Origin of the sequence: Micromonospora inositola (assembly GCF_900090285.1) — a bacterium.
In the GTDB taxonomy this organism is placed as follows: domain Bacteria; phylum Actinomycetota; class Actinomycetes; order Mycobacteriales; family Micromonosporaceae; genus Micromonospora; species Micromonospora inositola.
Map to the genome: position 1 here is coordinate 2404442 of NZ_LT607754.1, position 14713 is coordinate 2419154.

Here is a 14713-nt window from a genome sequence, read left to right on the forward strand (position 1 = left end):
TTCATCGGCCGAGCCGGTTGCGACGGGCCAGCAACTTCGCCGCGATGGTCAGGACGAGTACGAGGGCGACCAGGGTCAGCGCCGCGGTCCACGCCCGTGCCGGCGAGTACTTCGAGGCCTCGCCGGCCTGCTGGTAGACGAAGAGAGCCAGCGACGACTGGTTGTTCTCGAAGGGGTTGAAGTTGATCGCCGCGCCGCCGCCGGCGACGAGCAGCACCGGGGCGGTCTCACCGGCGGCCCGCGCGACGGCGAGCATGATGCCGGTGACAATGCCCGACAGCGCGGTCGGCAAAACAACCCGCAGGATGGTCTTCCACTTCGGCACGCCGAGGGCGTACGCGCCCTCCCGCAGCGGCGCCGGGACGAGGCGGAGCATCTCCTCGGTGGAGCGCACCACGGTCGGCAGCATCAGCACGCTCAGGGCCAACGCCGCGGCGAAGCCGGAGAATCCCGGCCGCCCGTTGTTGAACCACGGCGAGACGATCAGCACCCAGAACGCCAGCACGAAGAGGCCGGTGACGATCGACGGGATGCCGGTCATCACGTCGACGAAGAACCGGATGGCGAAGGCGAACCTGCCCCGGCCGTACTCGACGATGTAGATCGCGCAGAGCACCCCGAGCGGAACGGTGATCAGAGTCGCGATCCCGACCTGCTCCAGCGTGCCGATGATGGCGTGGTAGGCGCCGCCGTTCGGGTCCCGGGCCCCGATGTTGTTCATCGAGGTGTTGAAGAAGTTCCCGTCGAGCCGCTCGACGCCCTTACTGACCAGGGTCCAGACCACCGAGGCCAGCGGCAGCACCGCCAGCACGAAGGCCGAGTGGATCAGCGCGCTCCAGGTGCGGTTGCGGGCCGACCGCCGCCCCTCGACCGCGTTCGCGGCGGTGAAGAGCCCGGCCAGGTAGAAGAGCGCGCCGAGGACCACCACCAGGACGGGGCCGCCGATGCCGAGGCCGTAGACGACCCCGGCGGCGACCAGCAGGGCCGCGACGGCGATGGCGGGCGCGGCGTACCTCGGCAGCCGCTTGGCCCGCAGCGTGGCCGGCTGCGCCGGCGGCCGCGGGCGGTGGTTGCTGACAGTCGTTGTCATGCGGCCGACTCCGTGAACTCGCGGCGGCGGTAGATGATCGCCCGGGCGGTGATGTTGACGATCAGGGTGATCGCGAAGAGCACCAGGCCGGAGGCGATCAGCGCGCCCCGGCCGGTGTCGTTCGCCTCGGCGAACCGGTTCGCAATGTTCGCGGCGATCGAGTTGCCACCGCTCTGCAGGACGTTGAACGAGATGGCGTAGGTGGAGCCGAGGGTCAGCGCCAGCGCGATGGTCTCGCCGAGGGCGCGGCCCAGGCCGAGCATCACCGCGGCGATGATGCCGGGCCGGCCGTACGGCAGCACGGCGGTGCGGAGCATCTCCCAGCGGGTGGCGCCCAGCGCGAGGGCGGCCTCCTCGTTGGCGGTCGGGGTCTGCAGGAACACCTCACGGGAGAGCGAGGTGATGATCGGCAGCACCATGATCGCCAGCACCAGGCTGCCGAGCAGGATCGAGCTTCCGTACGGGCCCTCGCCGAAGATCGGGATCCAGCCGAAGTACTTGTGCAGCCAGGCCGACAGGTCCGTGACCGGGCCGACGAGGTAGTCGCGGCCCCAGAGGCCGAACACCACGCTGGGCACCGCGGCCAGCAGGTCGATCACGAAGCCGAGCCCGGTGCCGAGCCGGCGCGGGGCGTAGTGCGTGAGGTAGAGGGCGATACCCAGCGCCACCGGCACCGCGATGAGCAGCGCCAGCACCGAGGAGAGCACGGTGCCGAAAGCGAGCGCGCCGATGCCGAACTTGGCCGGGTTGTCGTTCGGGAACCAGCCCTCGAAGGTCCAGAAGTCCTCGCTGTTCGCCTGCAACGCCGGAACGGCCTTGGCGATCAGGAAGACCGCGATCGCCGCGATGATGACCAGCACGGCGGCGCCGGCGGCCAGGGTGAGGCCGCGGAAGGCCCGTTCGGCGCCGAAGGCCCGGGCCTTGGGCAGGCCACCGCCGCCGCCCAGTCCGTTCCCGATCGGGTTACGAGGGTTGCCTGAGGTCTCGGCCACACGCGCCGAGGCACCGGCGGGCCACTCGTGACCGGAGGTCACGCGGGTCCCGCCGGTGCCGGCGTGCGCCGAGCGGTGAGGGGTTTCACCCATCTGCTCGCTCGCTTCGAATTGAGGAGTTGGTGTTGCTATTCGACGGTCAGGAGAGGTTCTTGACCGCGGCCTCGACCTTGGTGCGGACCGAGTCCGGCAGCGGGGCGTAGCCCAGCTCGACCAGGTCGGCCTGGCCCTCGGCGCTGGCGGCGTGGGTCAGCAGGCCCTTGACCAGCGGCAGCTTGTCGGCCGCGAGGCCCTTGCTGCAGACGATCTCGTAGGTCGCCAGCACGATCGGGTAGGCCCCGGCCTGCGTGGTCTTGTAGTCGATCGACATCTTCAGGTCGTCGCCCTGGCCCTCGATCTTGGCCCCGGCGATGGTCTTGCCGGCCGACTCGGCGGTGAGCTCGGCCCACTCGCCGGCACCGTTCTGGACCTTGGCCTTCTTCAGGCCGCCGTTCTCGGCGTACGACCACTCGACGTAGCTGATGGTGCCGTCGGTGCTCTTGACCTTGCTGGCCACGCCGTCGGACTTGGCCGCGCCGACGCCGCCCGGGGCCTTCCAGGCCTTGGCGTGGTCGAAGGTCCAGTCCGCCTCAGCGGTCTTGGAGAGGTACTTGGTGAAGTTGTCGGTGGTGCCCGACTCATCGGAGCGGTGCACCGCCTGGATCGCGGTGGCCGGCAGCTTGGCGTCCGGGTTGTCGGCCTTGATGGCCGGGTCGTCCCACTTGGTCACCTTGCCGGCGAAGATCTTCGCCAGGGTGGCCGGCTTGAACTGCAGGTTGTCGACGCCGCTGACGTTGTAGACCACGGCCACCGGGCCGATCACCATCGGCAGGTTGAGCGCCTGGCCGCCCGCACACTTGGCGTCGGCCTGCGGCTGCTCCTCCGGCTTGAGGGCGGAGTCGGAGCCGGCGAAGTCGGCGGTGCCGGCGATGAAGGCCTGGATGCCCGCGCCGGAGCCGGTGGGCTCGTAGTTGATCGTGGTGCCGGCGCACTTCTGCTGGTACGCCTTGATCCACTCGGCCATCGCGTTCTTCTGCGCGGAGGAGCCCTGCGCGTTCAGCGTGCCCTTGCCGCAGTCGACCGCGGCGGCGGAGCCGGAGGCGGAGGTGCCGGTCGGCTCGTTGTTGTCCGAGCCGCAAGCGCTGAGACCGAGCACCGCGGTAAGAGCGAGGCAGGCAATGGCGCCGTGCCGCTGGAGCTTCACCTGAGGGGTTTCCCTTCACGTCTTTGGTCAGGTCGCCCGGACGGAGCCGGGTGCCGGGCTGACCGGCTGATGGGAAGAAAGCTAGGAGCCCGAGGTAGCCGGCTCGCCCGTTGCAAGTGAACGACAGGTGAACACCCACGCTCCGGCGGACAACCGTTAGCTGAGTGTGTGTTGTCCATTACATGAACTGGCGGGGAGGTGTCCCCTTTATCATCACTTGTCGGGCTAGGCGTGACCGCGCCGGAACCTCGCCGTGACGGTCCCGTGATCCACCGTTTGGCCTCGCCTCCGCCCCGTTCGGCGCCGGGTCAGGAGATCCCCTCGACCATGTCCTGCACCGACCGGTCCAGCGCAGCGGGCAGCGGGGCGTAGCCCATCTCTCCGGCGGCGCGCTGCCCCTCCCCGCTCGCCAGGTAGCCCAGGAAGCTCTGCACCAGCGCCTTCTTGTCGGCCGCCAGCGCGCGGGCGCAGACCACCTCGTAGGTCACCAGGACCAGGGGGTACGCGCCCGGCCGCCGGCTGGTCGGCTCGATCGGCACCCGCAGGTCGGCCGTGGCTCCCCGAGGCTCTGCAGCGCCGCGCCCCCGGACGGCGGGACGAACCGCCCGCTCGCATTCCGGATCGAGGCCGCGGGCAGATCGGTGCCCCGCAGGTACGACAGCTCCAGGTAGCCGACCGCCCCGTCCCGTCCGCGCACCGCCTCCAGCACCCGCGTGGACCCGGCCACGCCCACGCCACCCGGCGCCGCCCAACGCCGGCCCCGCCCGTAGCCCCAGGCGTCCGGAGCGGACGCCACGAGGAAGTCGGTGAAGCTGTTGGTGGTGCCGGAGGAGTCGGACCGGTGGACCGGTCGGATCTCGGTCGGGGGCAGGGCCACTCCCGGGTTGTCCGCCCGGATCGCCGGGTCGTCCCAGTGCCGGATCCGCGTGGCGAAGATCGCGGCCACCGTGGCCGGGGTGAGCCGGAGCGCCGGTACGCCGGCCAGGTGGTAGGCGACCGCGACCGGACCGACCACCATCGGCGGGCTGAGCGTCCGGCCCCCGGAACACCGCAGATCGGCCTGCTCGCGCTCGCCGTCCAGGAGCGGGGAGTCGGTGCCGGCGAAATCCGCGGTCCCGGCGACAAAGGCCCTGATGCCGGCGCCGGAGCCCGACGGCTCGTAGTTGATGGTGGCCCCCCGGCAGGCCTCCTCGTACCGGTCGGTCCAGATCCTCATCGCGTTCGCCTGGGCGGACGAGCCCTGGATGTTCAGGGTGCCCTTGGCGCACGTGATCCCCGGCGCCGGGCCCTCGGCCCGGTCGTCCGCCGTGCAACCACCGGCCACCAGGAGCAGCACCGTGGCCAGGCCCGACAGCGACGCCCGCCGGGTCACCGGTCAGCCCAGGTGGTAGTTGACGTGGCCGGACCAGCGGGCAAAGCCGAGCCGCTCGTAGAGCGCCATCGCCCCCGCGTTCGACTCGTCCACGTAGAGCATCACCCGGTCCAGGCCCCGCCGTTCCCGCAGGTACGCCAGCCCGGCGGTGGTGAGGGCCTTGCCGAGGCCGCCGCCGTGCGCGGACGGGTCGACCCCGAGCACGTAGACCTCGCCGATCCGGGCGGACCCGGGACGCTCGTGCACCTTGGTCCAGTGGAAGCCGAGCAGCCGGCCGGTGGCGGACTGTACGGCGAGCAGGAAGCCGGCCGGGTCGAACCACGGCTCGGCGAGGCGTACCCGCAGGTCGGCGAGGGTCCAGCGGCCCTGCTCCGGGTGCGCGGCGAAGGCCTGGTTGTTGAGCGCCAGCCAGCCCTCGTCGTCCGTCCCCGGCTGGAAGGCGCGCAGCTCGACGCCGTCCGGCAGGCGCACCTCGGGCAGCGCGGCGGTGAGCGGTCGGCGCAGCTGCCAGAGCACCCGGGCGCGGGTGAAGCCCAGGTCGACCGCGAGCGCGGCGGCGGATGGGTGGTCGCCGTGCGCCCAGGCGCGCAGCGGTCCGGCCGCCGCGGCCAGCACGCCCCGGGCCAGCGCGCGGCCGGTGCCGCGCCGCCGGTACGTCGGGTGCACCACCAGCTCGACCCCGATGCCGGCGGCGGCGTCGGTGGTGTCCAGGTGGGCGTAGCCGGTGAGCGTCGCGTCGGCGGCCCGGGCGGTCAGGTGCACCGCCGGCGCCTCCGGGTCCCGCAGCCGCAGCAGCACGTGCTCGTCGAGCGGGTCCGCGCCGTCGGCGTCCCCGGCCGTGCGGGCCAGCGCCAGCACCTCGGCCACCTCGACCGGCGCCAGCCGGTCGGCGCGGGCGACACGGTCGGCGGTCGGCTCGGTGCTGCTCATCCCGTCACGGTAGCGGCCCACGCGCGGCCGATCACGACGGACGCGGGGACCGGCGCCGCGACCCCCGTCACGTGGTCCCGGTGGGCAGCGCCTCCAGCTGGAACCGGGCCATCAGCTCCGGCAGGAGGTTCCGCAGGGCCTCGACGGTGCCGGCCCGGTTCCCGCCGGCGTCGTGCATCAGCACGATCGAACCGGGCCCGGTCTGGGTCAGCACCGCGGCGGTGATCTTCCCGGCGCCGGGCGCCGTCCAGTCGGACGGGTCGACCGTCCAGTGCAGCGGAGCCATGCCCAGCCCCTCGCAGACCGACACCACCGGGTACGTCCAGGCCCCGCCGGGCTGCCGGAAGTACTCGATCCGCGCGCCCGGCACCGCGGCCCGGATCGCCTCGTTGGTGCGGAGCAGGTCGGCCCGGATCACGTCCGGCGGGCGCGTGCCGAGGGTGGTGTCGTGGTTCCAGGAGTGGTTGCAGAGGGTGTGGCCCTCGGCCACGATCTCCTGGATCAGGTCCGGGTGGCTCTCCGCGTTCTCGCCCACCACGCAGAAGGTGGCCTTGACGCCGTCCTCCCGCAGGAGCGCGAGCACCTGGGGGGTGTACCGCGGGTCCGGTCCGTCGTCGAAGGTGAGCGCCACGCGGGGGGAGCCGGTGGAGACCAGGGTGCCGAAGGGCCCCTCGCCGCCGCCCGCCGGGTGCTGCCCGTCCGCCGGGGTGGGGCTCGCCCGGGTCGCCTCCGGGGAGTCGGCCGGGATCGGCGGCTGGTCGGCGTAGTGCGGCTGGGTGACGCTCGCCGCCACCCCGGTGCCATGTCGTGGCTGGTCGGGGACGAGGCTGCGGCCCAGCGCGTACGCCGAGCCGAGCAGCGCGGCCGCCACCAGGGTGACGATGCCGGTGGCACGTAGCGTCGACCCCGGCATCAGAAGCCCCGACCGTTCGGATCGCGGCACGGACCTGTCGTCGCCCCCGTGGTCACCGCGCGCACCGTCGCCCCCTTTTGTCCGTTGACCCGGCAGTCAGACTAGGACCGACCAGGACCGGCAAAAAGGGCGTAGGAGAAACAGGCCCCTAAAGGGGTGTAACGGTCAAACCGGCAGCGGGGAGGGCTCCGACTCGGGCAGCGAACGGGACGGCGGGACGACGAACTTGTAGCCGACCTGGCGTACGGTGCCGATCATCGACTCGTACTCCGAGCCGAGCTTGGCCCGCAGCCGCCGGACGTGCACGTCGACCGTGCGGGTGCCGCCGAAGTAGTCGTAGCCCCAGACCTCGCGGAGCAACTGGTCCCGGGTGAACACCCGGCCCGGGTGCTGGGCCAGGAACTTCAGCAGCTCGAACTCCTTGTACGTGAGGTCGAGCGGCCGGCCCTTGAGCTTCGCCGCGTACGTGTCGGGGTCGATGGTCAGCTCACCGGCCCGGATCGAGCCGCCGGCCCCGGCCGTCGCGTTGCTGAGCCGGCCCACCGCGAGCCGCAGCCGGGCCTCCACCTCGGCCGGGCCGGCCCCGGCCAGGATGACGTCGTCCACACCCCAGTCGGCGTTGAGCGCGATCAGGCCGGCCTCGGTGACGACCGCGACCAGCGGCACGCCGAGCCCGGTGGCGTGCAGCATCCGGCAGGTGGCCCGGGCCTCGCTCAGCTCGGAGCGGGCGTCCACCAGGACCGCGTCCGGGCTGGGACCGCTGACCAGCGTGCGAACGTCGCGTGGCGCGGTGCGGACCGAGTGCGGCAGCAGATCGAGTGCCGGCAGCACCGCGGATGGTTCGCCTGCCCGTGCGGTCACCAGTAGCAGGATCTCCACACGATCACCTCCGTCCCGGCGGTCCTTCGACCGCGCGCGACCAGCGGCACGCCCGACCGGGGTGGCGCTGAGAACTTGCGTGGGTCCCGGCGTCGCTGACGGGCGGGTAACGGCTTGAGCGTAACCGATCGCCCGGGCTTCACCTTTGCATCCTTTCCCCTTTTGCCCGATGTGCCCCTGATCGCGGATCAGGTTTTAACGTTGCCGAAACCGTGACCTCCGCCGGAGCGGCCCGGTCTGGCACGATCGGAGCGTGTTTCCCTCCACCTCGCCCGAGACCGGCCGCGGCCCCTGGGCCGGCGACGCCCGTCCGGCGCCGGCCGACCCCTCCCGTGGCTACCCGCCGGGCCCGCGCACCGGCCCGGCCACCGACGACAGGGGGGAGCGGCGCGAGCGGAGCGGCCCCCGCCGGCTCCGCAAGGGCGGCCCGGCCCGGCGGCCCGACGACGAGCCCGCCGGCGACGCCCCCGACGAGGAGGTGGAGCCGGTCGCGGTACGCCGACCGCTCGCGCTCACCGTCGCCGGGTTCGCCGCGCTGCTCGGCGTGGGCCTGGTGCTCGGCGCGCAGACCGCCGGGCCCGGGCACCGGCTGCCGTTCGCGTTCATCATCTTCGGCGTCCAGCTGCTCTTCGTGCTCGCCTGGACGATGGCCATGCGCCCGCCCGCGCTGCTGCTGGTCGCCCTGGTCAGCGCCGGTGTCGCCGCGGCGGCCGACGCCGCCGCCGTGCAGTCGGAGATCGCCGGCCTGGCCCCCCTCGGGTACGTGGCGGTCGGCGGCTTCGTCCTCGGCGTGCTCGGCCAGCTCGTCCGCCGGGTCGACCGGGTCCGGGTGACCGACTCGCTCGGCAGCACGCTGCTCGTCGTGGTCGGCGTGGTGGCGTTCGGGACCCTGATCGTGCTGAGCCGGATCCCGGCCGGCACCCAGGCCATCACCATCTGCCTGACGGCAACGGGGGCGGCGCTCACCGTGGCCCGGCTGACCGACGCGGTGGCGCCCTGGCCGCGGCTCGCCCCCCAGGTGCCCCGCGGCGCGGCCGGCGTGGTCGTCGGCGCGATGGTCGGCACCCTGGTCAGCGCGGTGCTCGGCAGCTACCTGGTCGGCTTCACCCCGACCAGCGCCGCCCTGATCGGCCTGGTCACCGCGGCCACCGCCGTGCTGGCCGACCTCGCCGTCGGATACGCGGAGGCGGGCCGGCTGATGGCCGGCGAGCCGCCGACCATGTGGGTGGCCCGGCACGTGCAGGGCCCGCTCGGCGGCTTCGCGCTGGCCGCGCCCGCCGCGTACGCCATGTGCGTGCTCTTCCTCTGAGCCGGCGGTTGAGGAATCCAGCCATCGGGTAATAGCGGTGCCGCAGGGCGACAACCGGCAGCGAGGACAGGAGGCGGCGTGGCAGAGGCCCAGGCGGCGTACGAGGAACGGCCCCGGCGACGCGGCCGGAAGGTGCTGATCGGGTTGGTCGTCCTGCTGCTGGTCCTGGCCGGGCTGCTGGTCGTCGCCGACCGGGTGGCGGCCGGCGTCGCCGAGCGGGCCATCGCCGACCAGGTGAAGCAGGAGGTCGCCAAGCAGGACGCGCAGTCCGCCGCGCCGCAGGTCCAGGTCGGCGGCTTCCCGTTCCTGACCCAGGTGCTGGCCGGCAGGTACGAGCACATCTCGATCGTCCTCACGGACGTGCAGGGCCCGGTGCGGGGCGACACGGTCAGCGTGCCCCGGCTCGACGTGGACGCCCGCAACGTGAAGGCGTCGCTGGACACCATCCGCTCGGGGCAGGGCGACGTGGTCGCCGAGCGTGTCGACGGTCGGGGCACCATCACCTACGACAGCCTGGCCAAGCTGCTCGACCGGCCCGGGCTCACCCTCGGGGAGCAGGGCGGCAAGCTGGCCGTCACCGCCCCGGTGGACATCCTCGGCGTCAAGCTCACCGTCGTCGGCACCGCCGACGTGACCGTCAAGGACAACAAGGTGGGGCTGCGCTTCAACGACCTGAACGCCGAGGGGCTGCCCAACCTGCCGCTGGCTCGGACGCTGCTGGCCAACTACGCCAAGGGCATCTCGGTCGACGTGCCCCTGCCCGCGCTGCCCTTCCAGCTCAACGTCCGCACGGTGGAGCCGAAGCCCGAGGGGCTGACGGTGACCGCCGACGCGCGGAACGTGCCGATCAATTCGGCCGGCTGACCGGCCACCCGCGCTGCTCCCGCCCCCGACCTCCGGTCGGGGGCGGCGGGCGTCCTCCGGCCGGAATCGGCGTCCCGGATGCTGGTCGGTCCGGTGGCGCCCCGCGGCTCGACTGCTAGGCTGCCTGCTCATGGGGACGTTCCTCACCAAACGGCGCGCGGTCGACCTGTGCCGCGTGGCCACCTGCCTGTGTCGCCCCGTCATCTGACGGCGGGGCTGTCCTCGGCCGCCTAGCGGCCACCGGCACGCAGGGTCCGCGTACCCTCCGGTGCTCCCCTGATCGCCCGGCAGCGGCGCCGTCGCACGAACCCGTGATCCCGTTCCTAGCTCTGGGTCCCGCGCGTGGTGCGACAATCACCGACTTCGATCTCCGCGCGCTGGCTCACCATCCATCCTCACCAGGGAGTGATCTGATGAGTCGCGACACCGCACTCGTCTCGGCCGAGTGGGCCGAGAAGAACATCGACGCCCCGGGCGTCGTCTTCGTCGAGGTCGACGAGGACACCTCGGCCTACGACACCGGCCACCTCGCCGGCGCGATCAAGCTCGACTGGCGCACCGACCTCCAGGACCCGGTCCGCCGGGACTTCGTCAACAGGAGCCAGTTCGAGGCGCTGCTCTCCGCACGCGGCATCGCCAACGACGACACCGTGATCCTGTACGGCGGCAACAACAACTGGTTCGCCGCGTACGCGTACTGGTACTTCAAGCTCTACGGTCACCGCGACGTGAAGCTGCTCGACGGCGGCCGCAAGAAGTGGGAGCTGGACGCCCGCCCGCTGGTCACCGACAACGTCGAGCGGCCGGCGACGCGGTACGTCGCGCAGGAGCCGGACACCTCGATCCGCGCCTTCCGCGACGAGGTGGTCGACGCCATCGGCACCAGGAACCTGGTCGACGTGCGCAGCCCCGACGAGTTCGCCGGCCGGCTGCTCGCCCCCGCCCACCTGCCGCAGGAGCAGGCGCAGCGGGCCGGGCACATCCCCACCGCGATCAGCGTGCCGTGGTCGAAGGCGGCCAACGAGGACGGCACCTTCAAGTCCGACGACGAGCTGCGCAAGATCTACGCGGACGCCGGGCTGGACGACAGCAAGGAGACCATCGCCTACTGCCGGATCGGCGAGCGCTCCTCGCACAGCTGGTTCGTGCTCCAGGAACTGCTCGGCCACCGCAACGTGAAGAACTACGACGGTTCCTGGACCGAGTACGGCTCGCTGGTCGGCGTGCCGGTCGCGCTCGGCGACGAGCCTGGGGAGGCCTGAGCCATGACCGCTCCCACCGCCGCCGGCTGCGCGGCTCCCGACCAGGCCGCGCCGCTGCCGGCCAGCCTGGACCTGGAGAAGGAAACCGTCATCACCGGCCTGGTCAAGGCCGAGTCCGGCGAGGTCGTCGCGGGCGCGTACGTGCGGCTGCTCGACTCCACCGGTGAGTTCACCGCCGAGGTGGTCACCTCCCCGGTCGGCCAGTTCCGGTTCTTCGCGGCACCGGGCACCTGGACCCTGCGGGCGCTCTCCCGGCACGGCAACGGCGACACCGCCGTCACCGCCGCCCGCGGGATCAACGAAGTGACCGTCACGGTCGCCGGCTGACCCACGCTCTGATCGGCCCACGGGGCCGGTCGCCCCGCCCGGGGTGGCCGGCCCCGTTGCCGTCCCCGTCGCGTTGGCGCGGGGCGAAGGCGGACCGACTCCGGCCCCCGCACGGGACGGTGGTCGTACCCGGACGGGCCCGCGCCGGGGGCGGGCCGCCGCGTGACACCATGGCCCGGTGAGTGGTGCTGTCCAGGCGGGGTACGCCCCGCCGACCGGTCCCGACCAGCCGGCCCCCGGCCGGCGGCTGCGCTGGCTGCTGGCCGGGACCGTGGCGTGGGCGGTCCTGCTCGCCGTGCTGACCTGGGTCTCCGTCCGCGACGATCCGCCGACCGTCCGCGAGCAGCGCAACCTGGCCGAGGCCGGGCCGGTGGTCGACCGGGCGGTGGGTGAGCTGCTGGCGGCGGCCGGCGACGGCGGTGCGGCGCGGCTCCTGCCGGACGTGCTCCAGCGGGGCTGCCGGGTCACCCCGTTCGCGGACGGCGCCGCGCTGACCCGTGGGGTGGAGGTGCTCCTCGCCGACGACGACGCGCGCGGGCTGCTCCAGCGGGTGGCCGACCGGCTACCGGCGGACTGGCGGGCCGGGGTCCGGGTGACCGGCGAGGGGCCGGTGCTGCGCGCCGACGCCGGCGAGTTCGTCGCCGTGGAGGGCCGCTCCACCGAGTCGGGCCGGGTTCGGCTCACCGCCGACACCGGCTGCCGACCGTTGGGCGCCGGCTACCGCGCACCCACCGCCGACGGCGGGCCGGAGGCGGACACGGTCACCGAGCTGCTGCGTCGTTTCGGCGGCGCGGCGGGCCCGGCGGAGGTCTCCGCCGCCCCCTGCCCGGACGGCGCGACGGCCCGGACGGCCACGGCCGTCTCGGCGCCGGGCCGGCCCGACCGGCCGACTCTGCCCGGCACGCTGTCGCAGTTCAGCGACGGCGCCCTGCGGGTCCGCGCCACCACCGAGCTGTACGCCTACCGGTCGAGCCGCACGGTGGTGGCCGAACGCGTCGACGGGCGGGTCCGGCTGACCGTCTCCACGGTCTGCCCCCGCTGACCGCGGCCCATCCCGGTCAGTGGCCCCGGGTGTTGTCGTGCGGGCTACGGCTGCGGCCGAGGGCGTCCACCCGGCCCCAGCGACCGGGGATGTCGAGCAGCTCCACCCGGCCCATTCCCTCCGGGACGGCGGGGTCGATGATCAGGTGCTCGCCCTCCGGTTCGAGGCCGAGCATCACCCGGAGCAGCAGCAGCGGAGTCCCCGCCGACCAGGCCTGCGGACTGCACGCGGTCGGGTACTGCACCGGGTAGTCGGTGAGGTCGCGCTCGTAGCCGGCGAACGCCTCCGGCAGCCGGCCGTCGAAGAACCGGGACGCGCCCAGCATCGAATCGCAGATCCGGCCGGCCTCCTCGCGGAAGCCGTACTTCCACAGTCCCCAGGCGATGATCGAGTTGTCGAACGGCCAGACCGTGCCGACGTGGTAGCCGATCGGGTTGTACCGCCCCTGGTCGTCGGCGAGGGTCCGCACCCCCCAGCCGGAGAAGAGGCGCGGTCCGAGCAGATGGCGGGCGACCGCCGCCGCCCGGGACTCGTCGACGATGCCGCTCCACAGCAGGTGTCCGATGTTGGAGGAGAGGGCGTCGACGTGCCGGCCCTCCGGGTCCAGGGCGAGCGCGTAGTACTCCCGCTCCGGGATCCAGAAGTCCCGGTTGAACCGCTCCTTGAGCGCCGCCGCCTCGCGTTCCAGCCGGTCGGCGTACGCGGGGTCGTTCCAGTACTTCCGGGCCAGCCGGGCGCCGCGCAGCTTCGCGTCGTAGGCGTAACCCTGGAGTTCGCAGGTGGCCAGGGGGAACTCCGGCAGCCGGCCGTCGGAGTAGGAGATCGAATCCGGGGAGTCCTTCCAGCACTGGTTCGGCAGCCCGGTCTCCGGGTTGCGGGTCATGTACCAGACGTAGCCGGTGCCGAGCAGGTCGCCGTACGTGTCGATCCAGTCCAGCGCGGCCCGGGTCTGGGCCTCCAGCCGCCGGACCAGGTCGGCGTCCCCGGTCCACCGCTCGTACTCGTCGAGCAGGGTCACGAAGAGGGGGGTGGAGTCGGCCGAGCCGTAGTACGGGGAGTGCGGCTGCTCCTCGAAGCCGGCGGTCTCGCCGTACCGGAGCTCGTGCAGGATCTTGCCCGGCTCCTCGTCCCGGAAGTCGTCCAGGCGGTTGCCCTGAAGGCCGGCCAGCATCACGATGGTGGGCGTGACCAGGTCTGGCAGGAACGGCAGCACCTGCAGCGAGGTGAAGAGGCTGTCCCGCCCGAAGAGGGTCATGAACCAGGGCAGGCCGGCGGCGAGCAGCCGTACGCCGAGCGTGATCGACTCGTACCGGAGCGCGGCGAGGTCGTTGAGGCTGCGTCGGTACGCCCCGGCGAGCGGCTGGCAGTCGCAGCCGAGCTTCGGCGCGCGGGCGATCAGATCGTCCTGCTCGGCGTGGATGGCCGCGGCGGAGCGGTGGCCGCCCAGCGGCAGGGTGGCCCGGATGTCCTCGCCCCGGGCGCCGTAGATGATCGTCGCGGTGCGCAGCTGGGTGGTCCACTCGCCGTGCGGGCCGATCCGGATCCGGAAGGTCATGCCGGACCCGTCGATCTCGCCGGGCGCGGTCGTCCTGATCACCGCTTCCCTGCGGAACCGCTCCCGGTGGTATGCGAGCCGAAGTTCGTTCTCCGCCACGTAGGGGGTGGTCCGGCCCTTCTTGTGCCGCTTGTGCTTGATCTCGAACAGGTCGGCGAAGTCGGAGCCGATGTCGAGCCGGAGGGTGAACTCCGCCTCCTGACCCGAGTGGTTCAGCACGGTCAGCTCCTCGTCGAAGCTGCCACCGATCCCGCGGCTGCGGATCACCGACACCTTGGCGTCCAGGTAGTGCGTCGGCTCGCCGGGGACCAGGAAGAACCGGGTCTGGTACGACAGCGCGTCGTCGATGGAGAGGGCGTGCAGCCGTTGCCCGTCCAGGGTCAGCAGCCAGGTGGAGATGAAGCGGGTGTCGAAGGAGAAGAGCCCGGTGGGGAAGTCGAAGGACGGCTCGATGTCCCCCCGCCGGTCGCTGACCAGAAAGGTGTTGCCGTCGAGGATGCTGACCCGCTCGTTCATGCCCGCCGTCCGGCTTGCTCGCGGGCGGTCTCCCGGGGGTCGCGGGTGCCCGGCGGGTTGGGGAAGAAGAGTCGGAAGGCGAGGATGAGCACCACGTTGCCGCTGAAGGTGGCCTCGTTGCGGAACACCGCGGCGATGGCCTGGGCGCGGCCGGTGACCAGCCGCTCGAACAGGTCCGGGCTGCTGTTCCAGACCGCGTCGGCCGGGCCGCGTCCGTGGGTCACCCGGGCCGAACCGGGCGCCAGCTCGACCAGCCAGTGGTCCGTGCGGTTTCCGGTGGCCAGGGCGATCTGCAGGGTTCCCTTGATCGGACTGCGCAGCACCGCCGGGGCACGCGCCGGCAGTGACGCGAAGAACCGCTCGGTCGCCTCACCCACATCCGAATCGTAGGCAGCAGCCGGACATGTCGGGTCAGTATC

General features: G+C 72.7%; 16 protein-coding genes. 6 read left to right on the forward strand and 10 right to left on the reverse strand.

What is annotated here, in order from left to right; all coding sequences use genetic code 11:
* Window position 1: 1 nt before the first annotated feature.
* The 8 genes from pstA to GA0070613_RS11530 all read right to left on the reverse strand — a co-directional run bounded on the left by pstA (window position 2) and on the right by GA0070613_RS11530 (window position 7419).
* A complete protein-coding gene (gene pstA, locus GA0070613_RS11495) occupies window positions 2-1090 on the reverse strand; it encodes a phosphate ABC transporter permease PstA (protein WP_089012279.1) in 1089 nt (362 codons plus the stop codon).
* Window positions 1087-2175, reverse strand: coding sequence for a phosphate ABC transporter permease subunit PstC (pstC, locus tag GA0070613_RS11500; RefSeq protein WP_089012280.1), 1089 nt, complete (start codon window positions 2173-2175; stop codon window positions 1087-1089). Before pstC ends, pstA begins: the two co-directional genes overlap by 4 nt.
* A gap of 46 nt (window positions 2176-2221) precedes the next feature.
* Complete coding sequence (gene pstS, locus GA0070613_RS11505; RefSeq protein WP_089012281.1) at window positions 2222-3325, reverse strand: phosphate ABC transporter substrate-binding protein PstS; 1104 nt, start codon at window positions 3323-3325, stop codon at window positions 2222-2224.
* 308 nt (window positions 3326-3633) lie between these two features.
* Complete coding sequence (locus tag GA0070613_RS11510) at window positions 3634-3813, reverse strand: hypothetical protein (protein WP_172875795.1); 180 nt, start codon at window positions 3811-3813, stop codon at window positions 3634-3636.
* Window positions 3810-4697: a phosphate ABC transporter substrate-binding protein PstS gene (locus GA0070613_RS11515; protein ID WP_089012283.1), complete on the reverse strand. Its 888-nt coding sequence runs from the start codon at window positions 4695-4697 to the stop codon at window positions 3810-3812. The genes GA0070613_RS11510 and GA0070613_RS11515 overlap by 4 nt, the downstream gene beginning before the upstream one ends.
* 3 nt (window positions 4698-4700) lie before the next feature.
* Window positions 4701-5627 (reverse strand): mycothiol synthase, encoded by a 927-nt coding sequence (gene mshD, locus GA0070613_RS11520; RefSeq protein ID WP_089015900.1) that lies wholly within the window; start codon window positions 5625-5627, stop codon window positions 4701-4703.
* Between the two features lie 67 nt (window positions 5628-5694).
* Window positions 5695-6540, reverse strand: a complete 846-nt coding sequence (locus GA0070613_RS11525; protein ID WP_089012284.1) for a polysaccharide deacetylase family protein — start codon at window positions 6538-6540, stop codon at window positions 5695-5697.
* A 165-nt stretch (window positions 6541-6705) separates the two neighbouring features.
* A complete protein-coding gene (locus GA0070613_RS11530; RefSeq protein WP_089012285.1) occupies window positions 6706-7419 on the reverse strand; it encodes a winged helix-turn-helix transcriptional regulator in 714 nt (237 codons plus the stop codon).
* A 253-nt stretch (window positions 7420-7672) separates the two neighbouring features.
* Between GA0070613_RS11530 and GA0070613_RS11535 the strand changes: the two genes are divergently transcribed.
* The 6 genes from GA0070613_RS11535 to GA0070613_RS11555 all read left to right on the forward strand — a co-directional run bounded on the left by GA0070613_RS11535 (window position 7673) and on the right by GA0070613_RS11555 (window position 12223).
* The gene (locus tag GA0070613_RS11535) at window positions 7673-8728 is read left to right on the forward strand and encodes a hypothetical protein (protein ID WP_089012286.1); all 1056 of its coding nucleotides are present in this window, start codon (window positions 7673-7675) and stop codon (window positions 8726-8728) included.
* Between the two features lie 78 nt (window positions 8729-8806).
* Complete coding sequence (locus tag GA0070613_RS11540; protein ID WP_089012287.1) at window positions 8807-9592, forward strand: LmeA family phospholipid-binding protein; 786 nt, start codon at window positions 8807-8809, stop codon at window positions 9590-9592.
* Between the two features lie 130 nt (window positions 9593-9722).
* Window positions 9723-9800: an Ms5788A family Cys-rich leader peptide gene (locus GA0070613_RS34180; protein ID WP_331716730.1), complete on the forward strand. Its 78-nt coding sequence runs from the start codon at window positions 9723-9725 to the stop codon at window positions 9798-9800.
* Between the two features lie 205 nt (window positions 9801-10005).
* Window positions 10006-10854 carry a sulfurtransferase gene (locus GA0070613_RS11545; protein ID WP_089012288.1) on the forward strand — a complete coding sequence of 283 codons (849 nt, stop codon included), beginning with the start codon at window positions 10006-10008 and terminating at the stop codon, window positions 10852-10854.
* A 3-nt stretch (window positions 10855-10857) separates the two neighbouring features.
* Complete coding sequence (locus tag GA0070613_RS11550) at window positions 10858-11181, forward strand: DUF1416 domain-containing protein (RefSeq protein WP_089012289.1); 324 nt, start codon at window positions 10858-10860, stop codon at window positions 11179-11181.
* A gap of 178 nt (window positions 11182-11359) precedes the next feature.
* Window positions 11360-12223 (forward strand): hypothetical protein, encoded by an 864-nt coding sequence (locus GA0070613_RS11555; RefSeq protein WP_089012290.1) that lies wholly within the window; start codon window positions 11360-11362, stop codon window positions 12221-12223.
* Between the two features lie 16 nt (window positions 12224-12239).
* Here GA0070613_RS11555 and GA0070613_RS11560 read toward each other — a convergent pair whose 3' ends face one another.
* Both GA0070613_RS11560 and GA0070613_RS11565 read right to left on the reverse strand, forming a co-directional pair.
* A complete protein-coding gene (locus tag GA0070613_RS11560; protein ID WP_089012291.1) occupies window positions 12240-14294 on the reverse strand; it encodes an amylo-alpha-1,6-glucosidase in 2055 nt (684 codons plus the stop codon).
* Window positions 14291-14671 carry an SCP2 sterol-binding domain-containing protein gene (locus GA0070613_RS11565; RefSeq protein WP_089012292.1) on the reverse strand — a complete coding sequence of 127 codons (381 nt, stop codon included), beginning with the start codon at window positions 14669-14671 and terminating at the stop codon, window positions 14291-14293. The genes GA0070613_RS11560 and GA0070613_RS11565 overlap by 4 nt, the downstream gene beginning before the upstream one ends.
* Window positions 14672-14713: the final 42 nt, after the last annotated feature.